Below are 16,640 nucleotides of genomic sequence, written 5' to 3'. Positions count from 1 at the left end.
CTACAGGCTCGCCTGCCGCGAGTCGCCTTTGCCGCCGGGCTCGCCGCAGGCCAATGCTTGCGGGTCGCTCGACGGCACCGCTTCAAGAAAGCCGCGGCCCATCTCCGCCTCGAAGCGCGATGCGCTGCCTTCCCAGACGATGCGCGCATGCTCCAGCACATACACGCGGTCCGCATGCGGCAGCGCGAACCTCACGTTCTGCTCGCCCAGCAGCACCGTAATGGGCGTGGCCTTCTGCAACGCATCGAGCGCTTTCGACAATTGATCGAGAATCACGGGCGCGAGCCCGAGCGTCGGCTCGTCGAGAATCAGGAGCCTGGGCTGCGGCATCAATGCACGCGCGATGGCGAGCATCTGCTGCTCGCCGCCCGAGAGCGTGCGCGCGGTTTGACCCTGGCGCGACTTGAGGATGGGGAACAGATCGAACAGCCACGTGAGCTGACTTGCGCGCACGGCGTCGGTGAGGCGATAGCCGCCGAGTTCGAGATTCTCGCGCACCGTCATGTCGCCGAACAGCTCGCGCGTTTCGGGGCATTGCACGAGGCCCGAGCGCGCGATGGCCGCGCCGCTCATGCCGCGCAGGTCGCGCCCGTCGAAGCGGATCGAACCTTGGTACGGCACGAGGCCCGAGAGCGCGTTGAAAAGCGTCGTCTTGCCCGCGCCGTTGAGCCCCACCACCGAAACGAACTCGCCCTCGCGAACCGTGAGGCTCACGCCGTCGAGCGCGCAGGCCTTGTCGTAGAGCACGCGCACGTCGGCGACTTCGAGGATGGCCGGCTTCGCGCTGGCCGCGCCCGTGTTGCGCGGGTGCAGTTCGAGCGTGCCGCCCAGATACACGCGGCGCACGGTCTCGTTGCGCATCACCGCTTCGGCCGTGCCTTCGGCCACGTATTCGCCCAGGTACATCGCGAGCACGCGGTCGGCGAGCGCGGACAGGCTCTTGACGTTGTGATCGACCAGCAGCACCGCGCGGCCCTCCGCGCGAAAGCCGCGAATCAACTCGGAAAACGCCTCCGATTCCGCGACCGTGAGCCCGGCGAACGGCTCGTCGACGAGCACGACTTTCGGATCGCGCGCAATCGCCTTCGCCATTTCCATGCGGCGCAGGTCCGCGAACGGCAGCGTGGCCGGATGCCGGTGCATGACGGCGGCAAGTCCCACGCGCGCGGCGATTTCCTGCGCGCGCTGGTGCACGTGCGGTTCGGCGGCGAGCTTCACGAGCGAGTCGGGCAACAGTGCGAGCTTGATGTGCTCCAGCACCGTTTGCCGGTGCAGCGGACGCGAATGCTGGAACACGATGCCCACGCCCGCGCGCGCGATGCGATGCGGCGCCCAGCCCGCCATCTCCACGCCGTCCACCTTGACCGAACCCGCATTGGGCCGCTCGATACCCATGATCAGCTTCATGACGGTCGACTTGCCGGACCCGTTCGGGCCGATCAGGCCGAGAATTTCGCCGGGCCGGATGTCGAAGCCGATGTCCTTCACCGCGACGAGACCGCCAAAGCGCTTGGTCAGCCCGCGCACCGACAAAAGCGGCGTGTCGTTCATTGGCGCTCCCTCGCGCGCAGCAGGTTGCCGAGCAGCCCGTCCGGAAAGAACAGTAGCGCGGCGAGCGCCACGGCCGCGACGACAAACGTGTTGAGCTGGCCGAGCGGACGCAGGAATTCGCCCGCGACGATCAGGAAGATCGAGCCGAGCACCGCGCCGAGTATCGTGCGGCGCCCGCCGAGCACCGCCGCGATGATGATCTGCACGCCCACGCTCAGATCCACGACCGTGCTCACCGAGGCCGTGCCTTGATAGAACACGAGCATCGCGCCGGCCACGCCCGAGAACACGGCGCTGATGCAAAACGCCACGAGCTTGTGACGCGTGACGTTGAAGCCGAGCGCCTGCGCGCCGGTCGCGTCCTGGCCGCTTGCCTGGAGAATCAGGCCGATGGCCGAGCGCGAGAGGCCGAACAGCAGGACCGCGCAAACGATCAGGAACGCGAGCGCGATCCAGTAGTTGTGGCTCGCGTCCACCGACATCACGTCGGGCACCATCATGCCGATCTCGCCGCCCGTCACGCCCGCGAAGATCACGATGGCGTTCTGTAGCAGCAGCACGGCCACGAGCGTGACGAGGCCGAAATACGGGCCGCGCAGGCGCAGCGCGGGCACCGCGAGCAGCAGGCCGCCCACCAGCGCAACGAGACCGCCCGCGATCACGCAAACGGGTATCGGCAAGCCCCAATGGGCGTCGATGATCGCCGCCGAATAGGCGCCGAGGCCGATCAGAAACGTCGGGCCGAAATTGACCTCGCCCGCGAAACCGAACAGCAGGTCCCACGACATCGCGAATACGCCGAAGTAGTAGGCAACCGTCAGCACTCCCAGGATATAGCCCGAGAGCCACCACGGCAGCGTGACCGCCGCCACGGCAAGCAGCACGGCCACCCACAGCGCGCGCGAACGAAGAAGAACGGACATGTCGATACGCTCCAGTCGCGCGCCTAGCGCCGCCCAAGGAAGCCCTGGGGCCGCACGTACACCACGAGCACGAGCAGCAGCAGCGCGGGCAAGGGCCGCAGGGTCGGCGCGACGAGATAGGCGGTGACGGTCTCCAGATAGCCGACGACATACGCGGCCATCAACGACCCCGACACGCTGCCAAGCCCGCCCAGCACGACAATGGAAAACGCGCTCGCCGTGAGCTGGCCCGCGTTGTTCGTGCTCACGCCAAGGAACGAGGCGAGCAGCACGCCCGCGATGCCCGCCAGCACGCCGTAAATGCTCCACGCGAGCAGATAGATGCGCGAGAGCTCGAAGCCGAGCAGCGTGAGACCGCGCGGATTCATCGAAGCCGCGAGCAGCGCCTTGCCCGCACGCGTGCGGTTCACGAACAGCCACAGCAAGCCGATCACGGCCCAGCACACCACCGCGATCATGATTTCGTTGAACGGCACGCGCACGCCGCCGAGGTTCGCCACGCCGCTGATGACCGGACGCATCGTCACCGGGTTGTCGGTGAAGAGCCACGCCATGCCCTGCTGGATCATGATGCCCCACAGCAGCGTGCCGGTGAGCACGAAGATTTCCTTCTCTTCGGCGGGAATGGCCGCCGAGCGCTGAATGGGGCGCACCACCATCAGATAGGTGATGAACGCCGTGACGAGCCCGGCCACTACGCCCAGCAGCGTGCCGGGGTAGGTGCCGAGACCGGCTTCGCCCGCGAGCATCCAGCCCATCAACGCCGCGACCAGCATCACGCCGCCGTGCGCGAGATTCAATATGCCCGAAACGCCGAATATCAACGTGAAGCCGATCGCGCCCAGCGCATAGAGCGAACTGATCGCAAAGCCGTCGACGAGAATCTGCAATAGCAGCATGTCCGGCCCTTCATGGTAGTCAGGATATCGATCCATGCGCGACGCGGCCCGTCGCCTCGCGAGGGGCCGTGTCGCGCGCGGTGCCGCTACGCGGCTAGTTGGCGCTTGCCTGCTGCACCTTGATGAAGGTCGGGAACTTGACCGTGCCGTTGGCCACGGACTTCGGCCAGATCGCAACCTGCTTGCCGTTCTGCCATTGCAGGTTGATGCCGGTGATATAGCCCTGACCGTATTTCAGCGCGTGCGTGAACTGATCGTTCTTGCCGTAGAACTGCCAGCGTCCGATCGTGCCCACGTAGTCGGTCTTCTCCATCGCATCGACCATCTTGTCCGGGTCGGTCGAGCCCTTGCTGCGCTTGATCGCGTCCGCGAGGATGTAGACGAGGTCATAGGTCGAGAAGCCGCAATAGGCGGGCGAGACGCCGAACTTCTTCTGGTACGCGTCCGCGAACGGCACCGTCTTCGGCGTGATCGCCACGCCCGGCGCGGCGGCCGAGGCCGTGATCACGCCTTCGGTCGCGCCGTTCGTGTCCTTCCAGAAGCTCGTGGTCGTGGCCTGCGAGCTTTGGCCCGACATGGGGATCGGCACCTGCTGGTCGTGCCACTGCACGGTCGGCTGCACGCCCACGTGGCTGATGCCCGTGGTGATGGTGTCGGGATGCTTCGCCTCGATCTGGTTGAAGATCGGCGTGAAGTCGGTGGTGTCCGGATTGAAGCGGATGTGGTCGAGCACCTGGAGGCCGGCCTTGGGCAGGCATTCCATGTAGCGCTCGTCGAGCGGCTTGGTCCACGCGGCGTCCTCGCTCATCACGACCGTGGACTTCATCTTGAACTGGCCGACGAGGACGTCATGCGAAAAATCGCAGATCGACTGCGCGATGAACGCCGACGTCATCCAGCCGTGAAACGTGTACTTGTAGTGGTCGTAGTCGTCGTGAACGTGCTTCGAGATGTCGTTGCTCGCCGCGCCGGGCGTGACGAAGGGCATCTTCAGGCGCGCCGACCACGGCTCCATGGCGAGCGCCACTTCGCTGATATAGCTGCCGATCACGGCCACGACCTTGTCCTGGGTCGCGGCGCGCTGGAACGCGCGCACGCCGTCCGAGGCCGACGAGTGGTCGTCGTACGCGATGATCTGGATGGGACGGCCGTCCACGCCGCCGCTCGCGTTGATCTCGTCGGCGGCCAGTTGCGCCGCCTTGCTGATCGAGGCGCCCGCCACCGCGGACTCCTCGCTGATCACGCCAATCTTGATCGGGTCGCCGGCGGCGTGGGCGCCCACCGTGAAACCAAGCCCCGTCGCCACCATGCCCGAAGCCAGGACACGATGCAGGTTTCTCCACATTCCGTTGCTGGACATCAGGCATCTCCGATTCGGTGGGTTCGTTGAACGACTGCTGCTCGCTATGTGGCAGCTTTGAAGAATGCGCCCACAACACTATCACCCGCTTTCGGGCGCTCAATCGGTACAAACGATTACAGGAACCCTGCGCAACGGATGGTGCAAAGCGGAAAAAATATCGCCGCGCAACGTTACGGACTCCGTGCAAAACGCGGCGCCTCCGCAAAGGGCGTGAGCCATTGCACTGCACGAGCGGCAGGATGGAAAGGGAGGGGAATACGGGAATGCGAGAACGCGGGCGGGCAGCGTTCGGGCAGCCCGCCGACCGTGTTATTCGCGATCTTTGCCCCAGCGCCAGCGAGGCGGCTCGCCCTTGAGCCAGCACACCGCCGTAAGCGCGAGCGTCAACACGACCAGCAACGCCGCAAACACGAACGGATGCGCATGCGGCTCGAAAAATACCGCGACGAGGCACACCAGCACGACATACGCGGCCAGCGTGACCCATCCCTGCCAGGTGAGGAGCAGTCCCCATCCCCAGCCATAGCGCTTGGCTCGAAACCAGTAGCCGTCGGCGCGTGTCATGTCTTCCTTCATGTTGCCCTCGTGTGCGTAGCGAACTGCCGCAACTGCGCGCATCATCGTCGCGCGTGGTTGGGTTGGCAACCGCTTTGCCGCGCGCCTTTAACCTGGCTTCCACTTCTCCCTACGCCCCCAACGCCCATTGCGCCGCCTCTCACGCACGGAATTCGCCAAAGTGTTCGGTGCTACACTGGGCAGCGCCGCGCGGCGCATGGGTACCGCGTACCGCGTATGGTGCAGCAACGCTGCGAGTCCGCAGCCTCACGAATCGCATTCTGACGACATGAACGAATCGAGGTGCGCATATGGCGGGGACACAAACGCTGGCCGAGCGGCAAGCCGCCGGTCGGCAGGCACGCGAACGCGCGAAGCGTTCGGAGCATAACGCGATCGGCAACGTCAATCGCGATCCCATCAAACTGCTTGAAGCGAACAGCCGCGGCCGCGTGGAAGCGCTGGTTCCACTGCGCTATGGGCGCATGGCCGTCTCGCCCTTCACGTTCTTTCGCGGCAGCGCGATCTTGCAGGCGCACGATCTCGCGCGCACGCCCAACTCGGGCTTCACGTTTCCCATTTGCGGCGACGCGCACCTGATGAACTTCGGCGGTTTCGCCACGCCCGAGCGTCAGCAGGTGTTCGATCTGAACGACTTCGACGAAGTCGCGACCGGCCCGTGGGAATGGGACGTCAAGCGTCTGTGCGGCAGCCTCGCCGTCGCGGGCCGCCATATGGGCGTCGACGACGCCACCATCGGCGACATCGTGCGCGCGGCGGTGTACGAGTACCGCAACCGCATGAACGAATATTCGGAGCGCAGCGCGCTCGAACTCTGGTACGAGCTCGTCACGTTCGACCGCATGATGGAGGAAGCGGCGACGGCGGAAGGCCGCCGCCTGATCCAGCGCGCGAAGGAAAAAGGCCAGACGCGCACGCACGAAACCGTGCTGCGCAAGATGGCCGTGAAGCGCGACGACACCTGGATCATGCAGGACGCGCCGCCCGCGATGTTCCACCCCGGCGGCCCGAACTCGCTGCTCGGCAAGGACAGCAACTGGGCGGAAACAGAAAGCTGGAAGGGCAAGCTCGGCAAGACCTTCGAGGGCTATCTCGCCACGCTCGCCTCCGAGCGCCGTGCGCTGGTGCGCCAGTTCGAGCTGCACGACATCACGTTCAAGGTGGTGGGCGTGGGCAGCGTCGGCACGGTCTGCCTCGTGATGCTGATGGTGGACAGCCACGACAAGCCGCTCTTTCTCCAGGTGAAGGAAGCGCGCCAGTCGGTCGTCGCGCAGTTCTTCGGCGTGCAGGACGCGGCCCACGAAGGCGAGCGCGTGGTGAGCGGCCAGCGGCTCCTTCAGGCCGCAAGCGATCTCTTCCTCGGCTGGACCACGGGGCCGGCGGGACGCCACTTCTATTTCCGCCAGCTACGCGACATGAAGTATTCCGCCGATGTCGAGCGCCTCGACAACACGCTGCTCCAGGGCTACGCGCGCGCATGCGGCTGGGCGCTCGCGCGCGCCCACGCGAAGGCGAGCGGCCAGGCGGTCGAAATCGACGCCTATCTCGGCAGCGGCGATCCCTTCGCCGACGCGCTCGTGCAGTACGCCCTCGCCTGCGCCGTCCAGAATGAAAAGGACTACCAGACGTTCATGGCGGCATGCCGCTCGGGCAAACTTCAGGCGCGCAGCGACGAGGACATGGCCGCCGATTTCCGCATCTAGCGCGGCCGATGACAGTGGGTGACAGCTTCGGCGCGCAGCGTCACGCCGAAGCCGAATGGCACACGGCTTCCACGCGATTTCCCGCGGGATCGATGAGAAACGCGCCGTAGTAGTCGGCGTGATAGTGCGCGCGCAGGCCCGGATCGCCGTCGGAGCGCCCGCCGGCGGCGAGTCCCGCCGCGTGAAAGGTATCGACTTGCGCGCGCGTGGCGGCCTTGAAACACCAGTGCCGCTTGTTCGGCTCGATGACGCTCGCATCGAGATAAACGGCGAGGCATGTCGACTGCGTGTCCGCCGCGCCGCAACGCTCGCCGTAGCCGAGCGCGTTGGGGCGGTCATACACCTTGGTCGCGCCCAACGCGGTCATGATCGCGTCATAGAAAGGCCGCGCCGCGTCGAGATCGGGAACGCCGATCGACACATGATCGAGAAGCTGCATCGTTTCTCCTGTCACCCGTCGTGAAAGATCACGACTATAACCGGCGGGCGGCAGCGCCTCGATCGCGCCTTAAGCCGCGTGCGCCGTGCGGAACACCGATACCGCGGCGCTCAGGCGATGCGCTTCGTTTTCGAGCGACGACGCCGCGGCCGACGCCTGCTCCACGAGCGCCGCGTTCTGCTGCGTCACGAGATCCATCTGGCCCACGGCCACGTTGACCTGATCGATGCCCGTGCTCTGCTCCGAAGCCGCCGAGGCGATCTCGTTCATGATGGCGCTCACGCGCGCGATCGAATCGACGATCTCGCCCATCGTCGAGCCCGAGCGTTCGACGAGGCCCGCGCCGGTCTGAACGCGCGAGGTCGACGATTCGATCAGCTCCTTGATCTCCTTCGCGGCGGCGGCGCTGCGCTGCGCGAGCGAGCGCACTTCGCTCGCGACCACGGCGAAGCCGCGCCCTTCCTCGCCCGCGCGCGCCGCTTCAACGGCCGCGTTGAGCGCGAGAATGTTGGTCTGGAACGCGATCGCCTCGATCACGCCGACGATCTCGCCCACGCGCCGCGAGTCGCTCACGATGTCCTGCATGGTGCCCACCACTTCGCGCGAGAGCGCGCCGCCCTGCGCGGCGAGGCCCGACGCGCCTTCGGCGAGCGAACTCGCCTGGCGGGCGTTCTCGGCGGTCTGCTTGACGGTGGAGGTGAGCTCCTCGATGCTCGCGGCCGTTTCCTCCAGCGAGGCGGCCTGCTGCTCGGTGCGTTGCGAGAGGTCCGTGTTGCCCGCGGCGATCTCGGTCACGCCCTTGTCGATCAATTGCGCGCCTTCGCGCACGGTGCCGACCATCTTGATGAGCGCGTCCTGCATCTGCCGCAGCGCGGCCTGGAGGCGGCCCATTTCGTTGTTGCTCGTGGCCGCGACCTTGCCGCTCAGGTCGCCCGCGGCGATGCGCTGGAACTGCGCGATGGCCGCGTCGACGGGATGCACGATCGCGCGCATGAGCGCGGCGCGGCCGATCCATGCACACACGAGCGACAGCACCATGCCCACGGCCACGACGATGCTCACCAGGTTGAAGCGGTCCTGCGCCTCCTGGTACTGCTGCGCGCCGTGATCGATCTGGCGCTTTTCGAGCACGAGCATGGCCTTTTCGTAGCTGTTGTAGAGCGCGGGCAGCTTGTGGCCCTGGAGTTCCTGGAACGCGGTCTTGTCACCGGCCTTGAGCGCCGCGAGCGCCGGGTCGACGCCGTCGTGCAGGAAGCTGTTGCGCTTGGCCTGCATGTCGGCGATGAGGTCCTGCTGCTCGCCCTCGCCGCTCGCGATCGACAGATAGTGGTCAAGACGATCGTTCGAGTTCTTCAGATACTGGTCGAAGCGCTTGAGCACCGCGTTCGCGGCGTCCTGGTCGCCGAGATCGGCAAGCGACGCGTAGGTGGCGAGCGCGAGCCGCAGGCGCAGCAACTGGCCGGCGCTGCCTTCGAGGTCGGCGACGGCGGGCGTATCGACGGTGTACATGGTGCGCAGCGAGGCGTTGCCCGCGCGCATCGAGAGGAGCCCGGTGGCGGCCCCGATAATCAGCACGATCCCGAAGAAGGCGATCATCAGGGTCAGGCTCGCGCGTATTGACAGCTTGTGAAGCATTCCTGGTCTCTCTCCGTGGGCCGCGCGGCTCTGGCGGCCGCACGCGTCCCAGTCTTTTTTCATCGATTGTTGCGGCGCGCTTACCCAGTGCGGCCCGGGCATTCGGGCCGATTAAGCGTCCAGTTCATATCAACGGCAGGAGAGGACGCGAACTTTATGGTTCGCGTAAAAGAAGCACGACCGTTAGCCCGGCGTCATGCGGCCGGCGGCGGGTCGCCGGCTGATGCGGCGGATACGGCTGATTCGGCGGCCTCGGCGGCTTCGTCCATCGGCACGAGGTAGCGCAGCACGTCGCGCCAGCTCACGATGCCCACGGGGCGGAACTCGCCGTCCACGATCGGGATGCACGACACCTTGTTGGTCAGAAACAGGGCCACGGCTTCGGAAAGGTTCGACTCGGGCCGCAGCGTGAGCGGCTTGCGGCTCATGATCTGATGCACGCGCTTGTTGAGCGTGCCGAGGTCGCGCGCCGATTCGACTACGCTGTCGATGAACGGGCTGATGGCGCGCAGCAGGTCGCGGTCCGACACGACGCCCTGAAGCTTGCCGTCCTCGACCACGAGCAGATGGTGAAAACTCGCCTTCGCGAAGATTTCCCGCACGGTTTCCAGCGTGTCGTCGAAACCGATGGTGACGACACGGCTCGTCATGAATTTCTCTACTTGCATAGCCTTCCAGAACCTGGGTTGATTCGCTGCCCCCGCGGCGCGGGCTTGAGCCCGTTATATCGACCGCGAAGGGGCAAAACTTCAGTCTGGAAGGCTCGGCGCGTGCTGCATCGGCCGAACCTTGTCGGGCGAACGTCAGCGTCCGGACTTCACCGCATCACGCTTCGAGCGCGAGCGTCGCGAAGGTGGCGAGCCAGTGCTCGCCCATATAGTCGCCGGCCACGTGATCGAGCGCGCTGGCCAGATGCGTTTGCGCCGCCGCTTCCAGCACGGCCACGCGCGCATCGCCCGCGGGCAGCGCACGCGCGAGCGCGCGCTGGCACCAGGCGCGGCTCAGGTTCAGGCCGTCGAGGTGAGCGATCTTGCCGTCGCTGCGGTCGGTCACCGTGGCCGGGGTGAAGAGCGTGACAGGCTCGCGCGCCGCGAGGTTCGGCAAGAAGCGCGTGAACCACGGTTCGAAGTCGCCCGGCGTCAGCACGCGGCTCATCAGCAAGGCCACGCTCAGCGCGGGCGAGAGGAACTCGTCGCCGCCCGGCTCCCACGCCTGGCAGCCCGCGTCGTTCGCGTGCCAGCGCCGCGCCGTTTCCTCGATCAGCGTCGCCAGCGCGGGACGCGCGCTCGCCTTCGCGAAGTCGTGGGCAAGCGTGAGCGCGAAGGCGGTGTTGAAGTGTGTGCCCACTCGCAGCGGGTAGGTCGCCACCGGCAGGAACGCCTCGAAGCGCTCGACGAACCAGTCGGTGAGCGGCGCGAGCGCCGCCTTCCAGCGCGCGGCCTGCGGCAGCTTCAGCGCGTCGACCTGCGCCGCCAGCGCGAGCAGCCACGCCCAGCCGTACGGGCGCTCGAAGCCGAGGTTGTGCGGCAGCGTGAGGTAGGCCATCTCGCCGGCCATCTTTTCCGGCGTGAAGTGCTCGTCCACCACGGCGACGATCTGCGCGGCCTCGGGCAAATCGGGGAAGCGCTCCAGTAAATGCAGCACGAGCCAGTAGCCGTGCACGCACGAGTGCCAGTCGTAGCTGCCGTAGAACACCGGGTGCAGGGCGCGCGGGCCCTGCACGTCCTGCGGGCCTTCGAGCGAGTGGGTCAGCTTGTTCGGGTACTCGCGCGTGAGGTGCGCGAGCGCGAGGGTGGCGAACTTCGAAGCGTGGGCAGCGGTGAGGTGTGTGGTCATCGTGATCTCATCAGAACCGGAAAACGAAGCAGTACATCAGCAGGGTGTTGACGATCAGCAGCAGCACGGCGGTGGGCCATTGCGCCTTGATCACGCCGTTCTTGTCGCTCAGTTCGAGCAACGCCGCCGGGACGACGTTGAAGTTGGCGGCCATGGGCGTCATGAGCGTGCCGCAGAAACCCGAGAGCATGCCGATCGCTCCGAGGATCGCGGGATTGCCGTGGAATTGATGCACGATCAACGGCAGGCCGATGCCGGCCGTCATCACGGGAAACGCGGCGAACGCGTTGCCCATGATCATCGTGAACAGCGCCATGCCGAAAGTGTAGGCGGCGACGACCGCGAACGCCGAATTTTGCGGAATCCAGTTCGTGACGAGTTCCGACACCACATGGCCCACGCCCGCAGCGGCGAACAGCGCGCCGAGCGCCGCCAGCATCTGCGGCAGGATGGCGGCCCAGCCCACGGCGTCCATGGTGTGCCGCGCGCCCTTGAGCGCGTGCACGGGCGAGTCGCGCAGCATGGCGAGCGCCACGCCAAACGCCACCAGCGTCGCGAGTACGAGCGAGATGAGCGTGACGTTCTTCGCTTCGACGAAGGGCACCGACTTGAGCGTGAGCGTGCCGACGAGCGTGACGACGGGAATCAGCAGCGCCGGAATGAACAGGCGGCTGCCGAAGCGGCGGGCGCTTTGCTCGCGGCGGGCGGCGGCCTGTTCGCTGTCGCCGCCCGATGGGCTGCGGCCGAGCTTGCCGGAGCCCGCGATCAGCGCAAGCGCGATGGCGAGGCACCCCATGACGAAATGCGGCAACTCGCCGCCGAACAGGAACGTGACGGCATACACGCCCCAGAACACGAAGTTGATGACGCGGCGCGGATTCGCGCGGTCGAGTAGATTGAAGACGGCGAACCACGCGAACATCAGGCCCGCGACCACATACAGCGATTCGAGGCGGATCACGAGGCGGCTCCCTGGCGGCTTGCCGCAGCCGCTGTACCCGTTGCGCCCGCCACCTTCAGGCGGCGCGAGAGATTGTGATCGAGCAGCTTCAGACGCACGCAATGGATGATGAGCGCCGCAAACGCCGTGGGAATCGCCCAGACCGACACCTGAAGCGGTTGCACGATGATGCCGTTCTGCTCCAGGAAGCCCTTGATGAGCAGGATCGACTGGATCGCGATAAAGATGTCCTCGCCGAAGAACACGGCGATGTTGTCCACCGCCGAGGCGTTCGCTCGGATCTGCTGGCGCACGGCGTCCGGCACTTCGCCGTAGCGCTTGGTGGCGGCCGCTTCGGCCATCGGCGCGATGAGCGGGCGCACCATCTGCGCGTGGCCGCCGAGCGACGTGAGGCCGAGCGCAGCCGTGAACTGGCGCACCACGAAGTAGAGCATCAGCACGCGCCCGGTGGTGGCGGCCTGCACGCGGGAAATAAGTTGCCTGGCCTGCTCGCGCAAGCCGTTGCGCTCGAGCAGCGCGATCACGGGCAGCGTGAGCCAGACGAGGCCCATATAGCGATTGTCGGCGAACGCCTTGCCGAACGCGCTCACGATCTCGACCGTGTGCAGGCCGCCCGCCAGCCCGGTCGCAATGCCGGCCGCCGTGACGACGAGCAGCGCGTTCAGGCGCAATGCAAAGCCGATCACCACGATCGGCACCCCTATCAGAACCAGCATCTCTCCTCCGCTTCATGTGTTCGCGGCGGCCTCGCGGGACCGCACGCGCGAGCGCCGTTTCCCCGTGGCGCTCAATGCAGCCCGGGAATCTATCACGACAATTTATCGACAAATAGTCGATAAAGTCTGTATACGGGAAGTCCCTGGGCGTGACGGACAGGATGAAGACGGGAGAGATCGCACCGCGAAGCCGCGCGAATGGGCGGGCGCGCTGGGTTGGCAGTTAGTTGCATCGACGGGACGGAAAGCGGCGCAAGACCGCCGCCCTCAGCCCGTTTTCTCAGGCTTGCAGATTGAACGCAGCCTGCTGCTGCGCCTCATCGGGCGCGTCGTGGAACGACAGTTCCACGCCTATGCGTTCGCCTTCACGCACCCGGCTGATCGCATGCTTGAGGTTCACGCGGTAATAGCCGCTGCTGCCCTTGAATGGCCGCTGGCCCGTGGCGATGATGGCCGCGTCGCCCGCACCGAGCGGCACGACCATCGGCCGCGACTGCATGCGCGGGCGCTGCTCGGTCATCACGAATTCGCCGCCCGTGAAGTCCTTTCCCGGTTGCGTGAGCAACGTGACCACCTGTAGCGGAAACACATGCTCGCCGTGGTTGCGTTGATGCAAGGCGAGATAGTCGTCGGCGCGCAGCCGGTTCACATGCGATTGCGCCTTCGTCTGTCCCGCCTGCCGGTTGTGGGCCAAAAACGCCTCCGGTTCCTCGGGGTATCGATACGCCACGTTCAACGCCTCGTTCCAGCGATTGGCGACGGGCGCGAGATGCCGATAGAAAACCGTGCGCCATTGCGCCCAGGGCTGCGGCAACTGCGCGTCGAAATAGAGCAGATCGCCGCGCCCGAGATCGGCCGAGTCCAACGCCATGCGGCGCAATGCATTTGACGCCCTCGCTGCTCGCGCGAGTTCGTGTGCATGGTCCGCATCGAGCAGGCGGGGCAATACCGCATAGCCTTCGCTGTCGAGTTGCGCGGTAATCGCGGTCCAGTCGAGTTCGCCGATCGTCGTGGCAAATGAAGTCATGGGCAAAGATCGATCCGGTTTAAAAGCCTGGGAGCGTGGCGGTTTGCGGCGCGGCGGGCGCGGCCCGAATCGCCTTCTCGTGTTCGAGCAGCCAGCGCTTGCGCTCCACACCCCACGCGTATCCCTTCAGGTCGCCGTTACTGGCAATCACGCGATGGCACGGGACCACGATGGCGATGGGGTTCGCGCCATTGGCCGCGCCGATGTCGATGGCCGCGCGCGGGTCGTCGAATCCCAGCTCGCGCGCCAGCTTGCCATAGCTCGTGGTGCTGCCGGCCGGAATGCGGCGCAGCGCCGCCCAGACCTTGTTTTGCAGATCGGAGCCCGCCATCGCGACCGCCAGCGGTTCGAGCGCGCGCCATTCGCCCGCAAAATAGCGGGCCATCGCGTCCGCGATCGGTGCGGGCGCGGCGGCCTCGGCCAGCGCGCCGCTGCCGTAACGCTCGCGCAAACCGCGATGCAGCCGCGCGCGATGATCGGCGAATTCGAGTGCGTGCAGCGTGTGCCGCGCATCGCTCACCAGCATGATGTCGCCCAGCGGCGACTCGATATGGCTCAGAAACAGTTGCATGATGCGGTCCTCTCGCGTCGAACTCCGGCGCTAGCGCGAATCGTGAAAGATCAGGCCCACCGTATGGCGCTTTCCGCTGCGCACCACGCTGACGCCGTGCCGCATGGCCACCTTGCGCCGGCCGCCGCGCCGGTTCGTCGCCGGCCGCTGGTTGACGGTGAACACCACCGCGTCGCCCTGCATGAGCGGCACCACCTCGGCGTGCTGGCCGCCCGGCGCGCTCTCGGTCATCACGAACTCGCCGCCCTCGAAGTCGTCGCCGGGGCGGGAAAGCAGGATCGCCACCTGAAGCGGGAACACATGCTCGCCATAGAGGTCCTGGTGCAGACAGTTATAGTCGCCAGGACCGTATTCGAGGATGAGCGGCGTGGGGCGCGTTTGCCCGGCGCGGTGGCACTGGTCGAGAAACGCGGAGAGTTCCTGCGGGTATTGCGCGTCGATACCCATTTCGCGGTTCCAGCGATTGGCGATCGGCGCGAGGTACGGATATAGCGCTTGCCGCAGACGCTGAAGCAGCGGCGGCAGCGGATAGGCAAAGTATTTGTATTCGCCGCGCCCGAAATTGTGGCGCGCCATCACGATACGCGAGCGAAAGCCGTCGTCCCGCGCATACAGGGCGGCGAGTCTCGCGCATTGCTCGGGCCTGAGCACGCGAGGCAGCACGGCATGGCCGCGCGCATCGAGCGATTGCTCGATCTCGCCCCAGTCGTACAGTTCTGAGTCCGGCTGTTCCGCTCTCATTGCTCCGGCATTCATCGCATCGGTTCCTCCGCTGGCCGCGCCTGGTTTCGCTGATAGGGCGCACAGGAGAACGATACGCCGCCACACGACGCGTGCCGATCCGAATCTTGCTATCTAACTCGATATGGGTCGATGCGGGCCTGTCACGGGCATGCGCAATGCGCCACGACCCTCGCCTGCGCATCGACCCACACGGGTATGGCGTCGAGCTTCGCCCCCGTGCAAGGGCCTTCGATGCACTGCCCGTCTTCGAAGCGAAACAGCGCACTGTGATGCGCGCACATGATCACCTGTGCGCGATAGGTCGGCACCCGCCCCGGCTCGTAGTCGAGCGGCGCCGAAAAATGCGGGCAGCGGTTCGCATAGGCCCACACCTCGCCCGCGCGCCGCACGACCACGAGAGGTTGCCCCATCAAGGCGGCGTCGATCACGCGTGCGCCGCCATCGGGCACGTCATCGAGCCGACACAGGTTCACGGTTTCCATGCTTCACACCCGTTGCTCAGGATTGCCAAGATTCCAGTCCCACGGCCGGATCTCGACGTGTTCGAACAGGCCCGCCCGTGTGTACGGGTCGTCGCGCACGAAGCGCATCACGTCGTCGTAGGCTTCGGCCTCGATCACGAGCAGCGTGCCGTTGAGCGCGTCGCATTGCGGCGCGAGCGTCGAGCCGCCCAGCCGCACGAACACGCCGTGCTGCGACGCCGTGCGCAGATACGTGCGATGCACCGCCCGCACGCGCTCGCGCACGTCGCGCATGCCGGGCTTGTCGGTGGCGAACACCGCGTAGTAGCGCGTCGACGGTCTCATGCGCGCTCCAGCACGAAGTCGTAGCGCGCCTCGCGAAAGTCTCCTTCGAAACCGTATTCGCGCGCGCTCGCGTCGCCCGCCGGGCGCTCGCAATAATCCACGAGCAGCGAGGGCTTGACGCCGAATACGGCATCCGATTCCAGATACGGGTCGTCCCGGTTGAACAGATGCGTGACGAGCGTGCTGTGGCCGGGCGCGGTAATCATGAAGTGCAGATGCGCGGGCCGCCACGGGTGCCGCCCCGTGGCCTCGAGCATGCGGCCCACCGGACCGTCGGTCGGAATCGGATAGCACACGGGCACGATGGTGCGGATCGCGTAGCGGCCCCCGGCGTCGGTGCGGTAGCGCCCGCGCAGGTTGCCGTGCGGCTGCGCGGTGTCCTGCCCCGAGTACATGCCGTTATCCGCCGTTTGCCACACGTCGAGCAGCGCGTTCGCCACGGGCTCGCCATCGGTCGAGAGCACGCGGCCATGCACGAGCGCGGGCGTGCCCGGCGTGAACGCCATGTTCTCGCCCTGGGCGCGTTCAGGCATGCCGTCGATGTAGAACGGGCCGAACACGGTCGTGTCGGTCGCCCCTGTCGCGTAGCGGTGATTGATCGCATCGACGAGCATCGACACGCCCAGCGTGTCGGAGAGCAGGATGAATTCCTGGCGCACGACGTCGTCGCACATCTTGCCGGTTTCGGTGAGAAAGCGGATGGCCGCGAACCACTCCGCCTCGCTCGGCTCCACCTCGCGCACGAAAGCGTGCAGATGCCGCACGAGGCTTTGCATCAGCGTGCGCAGGCGCGCGTCGGGCGTGTTCGCGAAGCGCGCCACCACCTGTTCCGTAAAGGCCCGTTCGGCCTCGGTGCCATGCGTCGACATGGTTGTCTCCTTTGCGTTGTT

Annotated in this window: 18 protein-coding genes; 1 reads left to right on the top strand and 17 read right to left on the bottom strand. The window is 66.3% G+C overall.

Annotated features, from left to right (window positions below):
* The 5 genes from C7402_RS30295 to C7402_RS30275 all read right to left on the bottom strand — a co-directional run bounded on the left by C7402_RS30295 (position 1) and on the right by C7402_RS30275 (position 5,312).
* A complete protein-coding gene (locus C7402_RS30295) occupies positions 1-1,551 on the bottom strand; it encodes an ATP-binding cassette domain-containing protein (RefSeq protein WP_112173568.1) in 1,551 nt (516 codons plus the stop codon).
* Entirely contained in the window at positions 1,548-2,474 is a 927-nt protein-coding gene (locus C7402_RS30290; protein ID WP_112173567.1) for a branched-chain amino acid ABC transporter permease, read from the bottom strand. Before C7402_RS30290 ends, C7402_RS30295 begins: the two co-directional genes overlap by 4 nt.
* A gap of 23 nt (positions 2,475-2,497) precedes the next feature.
* On the bottom strand, positions 2,498-3,373 hold the full coding sequence (locus C7402_RS30285) for a branched-chain amino acid ABC transporter permease (protein WP_116613246.1): 876 nt from the start codon (positions 3,371-3,373) through the stop codon (positions 2,498-2,500).
* 94 nt (positions 3,374-3,467) lie between these two features.
* Entirely contained in the window at positions 3,468-4,733 is a 1,266-nt protein-coding gene (locus tag C7402_RS30280) for an ABC transporter substrate-binding protein (protein WP_116613245.1), read from the bottom strand.
* A gap of 312 nt (positions 4,734-5,045) precedes the next feature.
* Complete coding sequence (locus C7402_RS30275; RefSeq protein ID WP_425273811.1) at positions 5,046-5,312, bottom strand: hypothetical protein; 267 nt, start codon at positions 5,310-5,312, stop codon at positions 5,046-5,048.
* Positions 5,313-5,602: 290 nt separating this feature from the next.
* On the opposite strand from C7402_RS30275, the gene C7402_RS30270 reads away from it, so the two are divergent.
* Positions 5,603-7,015 (top strand): DUF2252 domain-containing protein, encoded by a 1,413-nt coding sequence (locus tag C7402_RS30270; RefSeq protein ID WP_116613244.1) that lies wholly within the window; start codon positions 5,603-5,605, stop codon positions 7,013-7,015.
* 40 nt (positions 7,016-7,055) lie between these two features.
* On the opposite strand, the gene C7402_RS30265 is transcribed toward C7402_RS30270, so the two are convergent.
* The 12 genes from C7402_RS30265 to C7402_RS30210 form a co-directional block, all read right to left on the bottom strand.
* Complete coding sequence (locus C7402_RS30265; RefSeq protein ID WP_116613243.1) at positions 7,056-7,454, bottom strand: VOC family protein; 399 nt, start codon at positions 7,452-7,454, stop codon at positions 7,056-7,058.
* A gap of 69 nt (positions 7,455-7,523) precedes the next feature.
* A complete protein-coding gene (locus C7402_RS30260; RefSeq protein ID WP_112173562.1) occupies positions 7,524-9,089 on the bottom strand; it encodes a methyl-accepting chemotaxis protein in 1,566 nt (521 codons plus the stop codon).
* Between the two features lie 194 nt (positions 9,090-9,283).
* Positions 9,284-9,757 (bottom strand): CBS domain-containing protein, encoded by a 474-nt coding sequence (locus C7402_RS30255; protein ID WP_116613242.1) that lies wholly within the window; start codon positions 9,755-9,757, stop codon positions 9,284-9,286.
* 157 nt (positions 9,758-9,914) lie between these two features.
* Positions 9,915-10,925: a DUF2891 domain-containing protein gene (locus C7402_RS30250; RefSeq protein WP_116613241.1), complete on the bottom strand. Its 1,011-nt coding sequence runs from the start codon at positions 10,923-10,925 to the stop codon at positions 9,915-9,917.
* A gap of 10 nt (positions 10,926-10,935) precedes the next feature.
* On the bottom strand, positions 10,936-11,886 hold the full coding sequence (locus C7402_RS30245; RefSeq protein ID WP_116613240.1) for a DUF979 domain-containing protein: 951 nt from the start codon (positions 11,884-11,886) through the stop codon (positions 10,936-10,938).
* Positions 11,883-12,602, bottom strand: a complete 720-nt coding sequence (locus C7402_RS30240; RefSeq protein WP_116613239.1) for a DUF969 domain-containing protein — start codon at positions 12,600-12,602, stop codon at positions 11,883-11,885. The genes C7402_RS30245 and C7402_RS30240 overlap by 4 nt, the downstream gene beginning before the upstream one ends.
* 280 nt (positions 12,603-12,882) lie before the next feature.
* Entirely contained in the window at positions 12,883-13,629 is a 747-nt protein-coding gene (locus tag C7402_RS30235) for a 2OG-Fe(II) oxygenase (protein ID WP_116613238.1), read from the bottom strand.
* Between the two features lie 19 nt (positions 13,630-13,648).
* Complete coding sequence (locus tag C7402_RS30230; protein ID WP_116613237.1) at positions 13,649-14,200, bottom strand: methylated-DNA--[protein]-cysteine S-methyltransferase; 552 nt, start codon at positions 14,198-14,200, stop codon at positions 13,649-13,651.
* Positions 14,201-14,230: 30 nt separating this feature from the next.
* Positions 14,231-14,941 carry a 2OG-Fe(II) oxygenase gene (locus C7402_RS30225; protein ID WP_224040839.1) on the bottom strand — a complete coding sequence of 237 codons (711 nt, stop codon included), beginning with the start codon at positions 14,939-14,941 and terminating at the stop codon, positions 14,231-14,233.
* Between the two features lie 143 nt (positions 14,942-15,084).
* Positions 15,085-15,426, bottom strand: a complete 342-nt coding sequence (locus C7402_RS30220; RefSeq protein WP_116613235.1) for a Rieske (2Fe-2S) protein — start codon at positions 15,424-15,426, stop codon at positions 15,085-15,087.
* 3 nt (positions 15,427-15,429) lie between these two features.
* On the bottom strand, positions 15,430-15,750 hold the full coding sequence (locus C7402_RS30215) for a YciI family protein (RefSeq protein ID WP_112173553.1): 321 nt from the start codon (positions 15,748-15,750) through the stop codon (positions 15,430-15,432).
* On the bottom strand, positions 15,747-16,619 hold the full coding sequence (locus tag C7402_RS30210; protein WP_116613234.1) for an intradiol ring-cleavage dioxygenase: 873 nt from the start codon (positions 16,617-16,619) through the stop codon (positions 15,747-15,749). Before C7402_RS30210 ends, C7402_RS30215 begins: the two co-directional genes overlap by 4 nt.
* Positions 16,620-16,640: the final 21 nt, after the last annotated feature.

Source organism: Paraburkholderia unamae, assembly GCF_003096875.1.
GTDB lineage: Bacteria > Pseudomonadota > Gammaproteobacteria > Burkholderiales > Burkholderiaceae > Paraburkholderia > Paraburkholderia unamae.
Note: the sequence above shows the minus strand (reverse complement) of the source record. Positions and strands in the feature narration are given on the sequence as shown.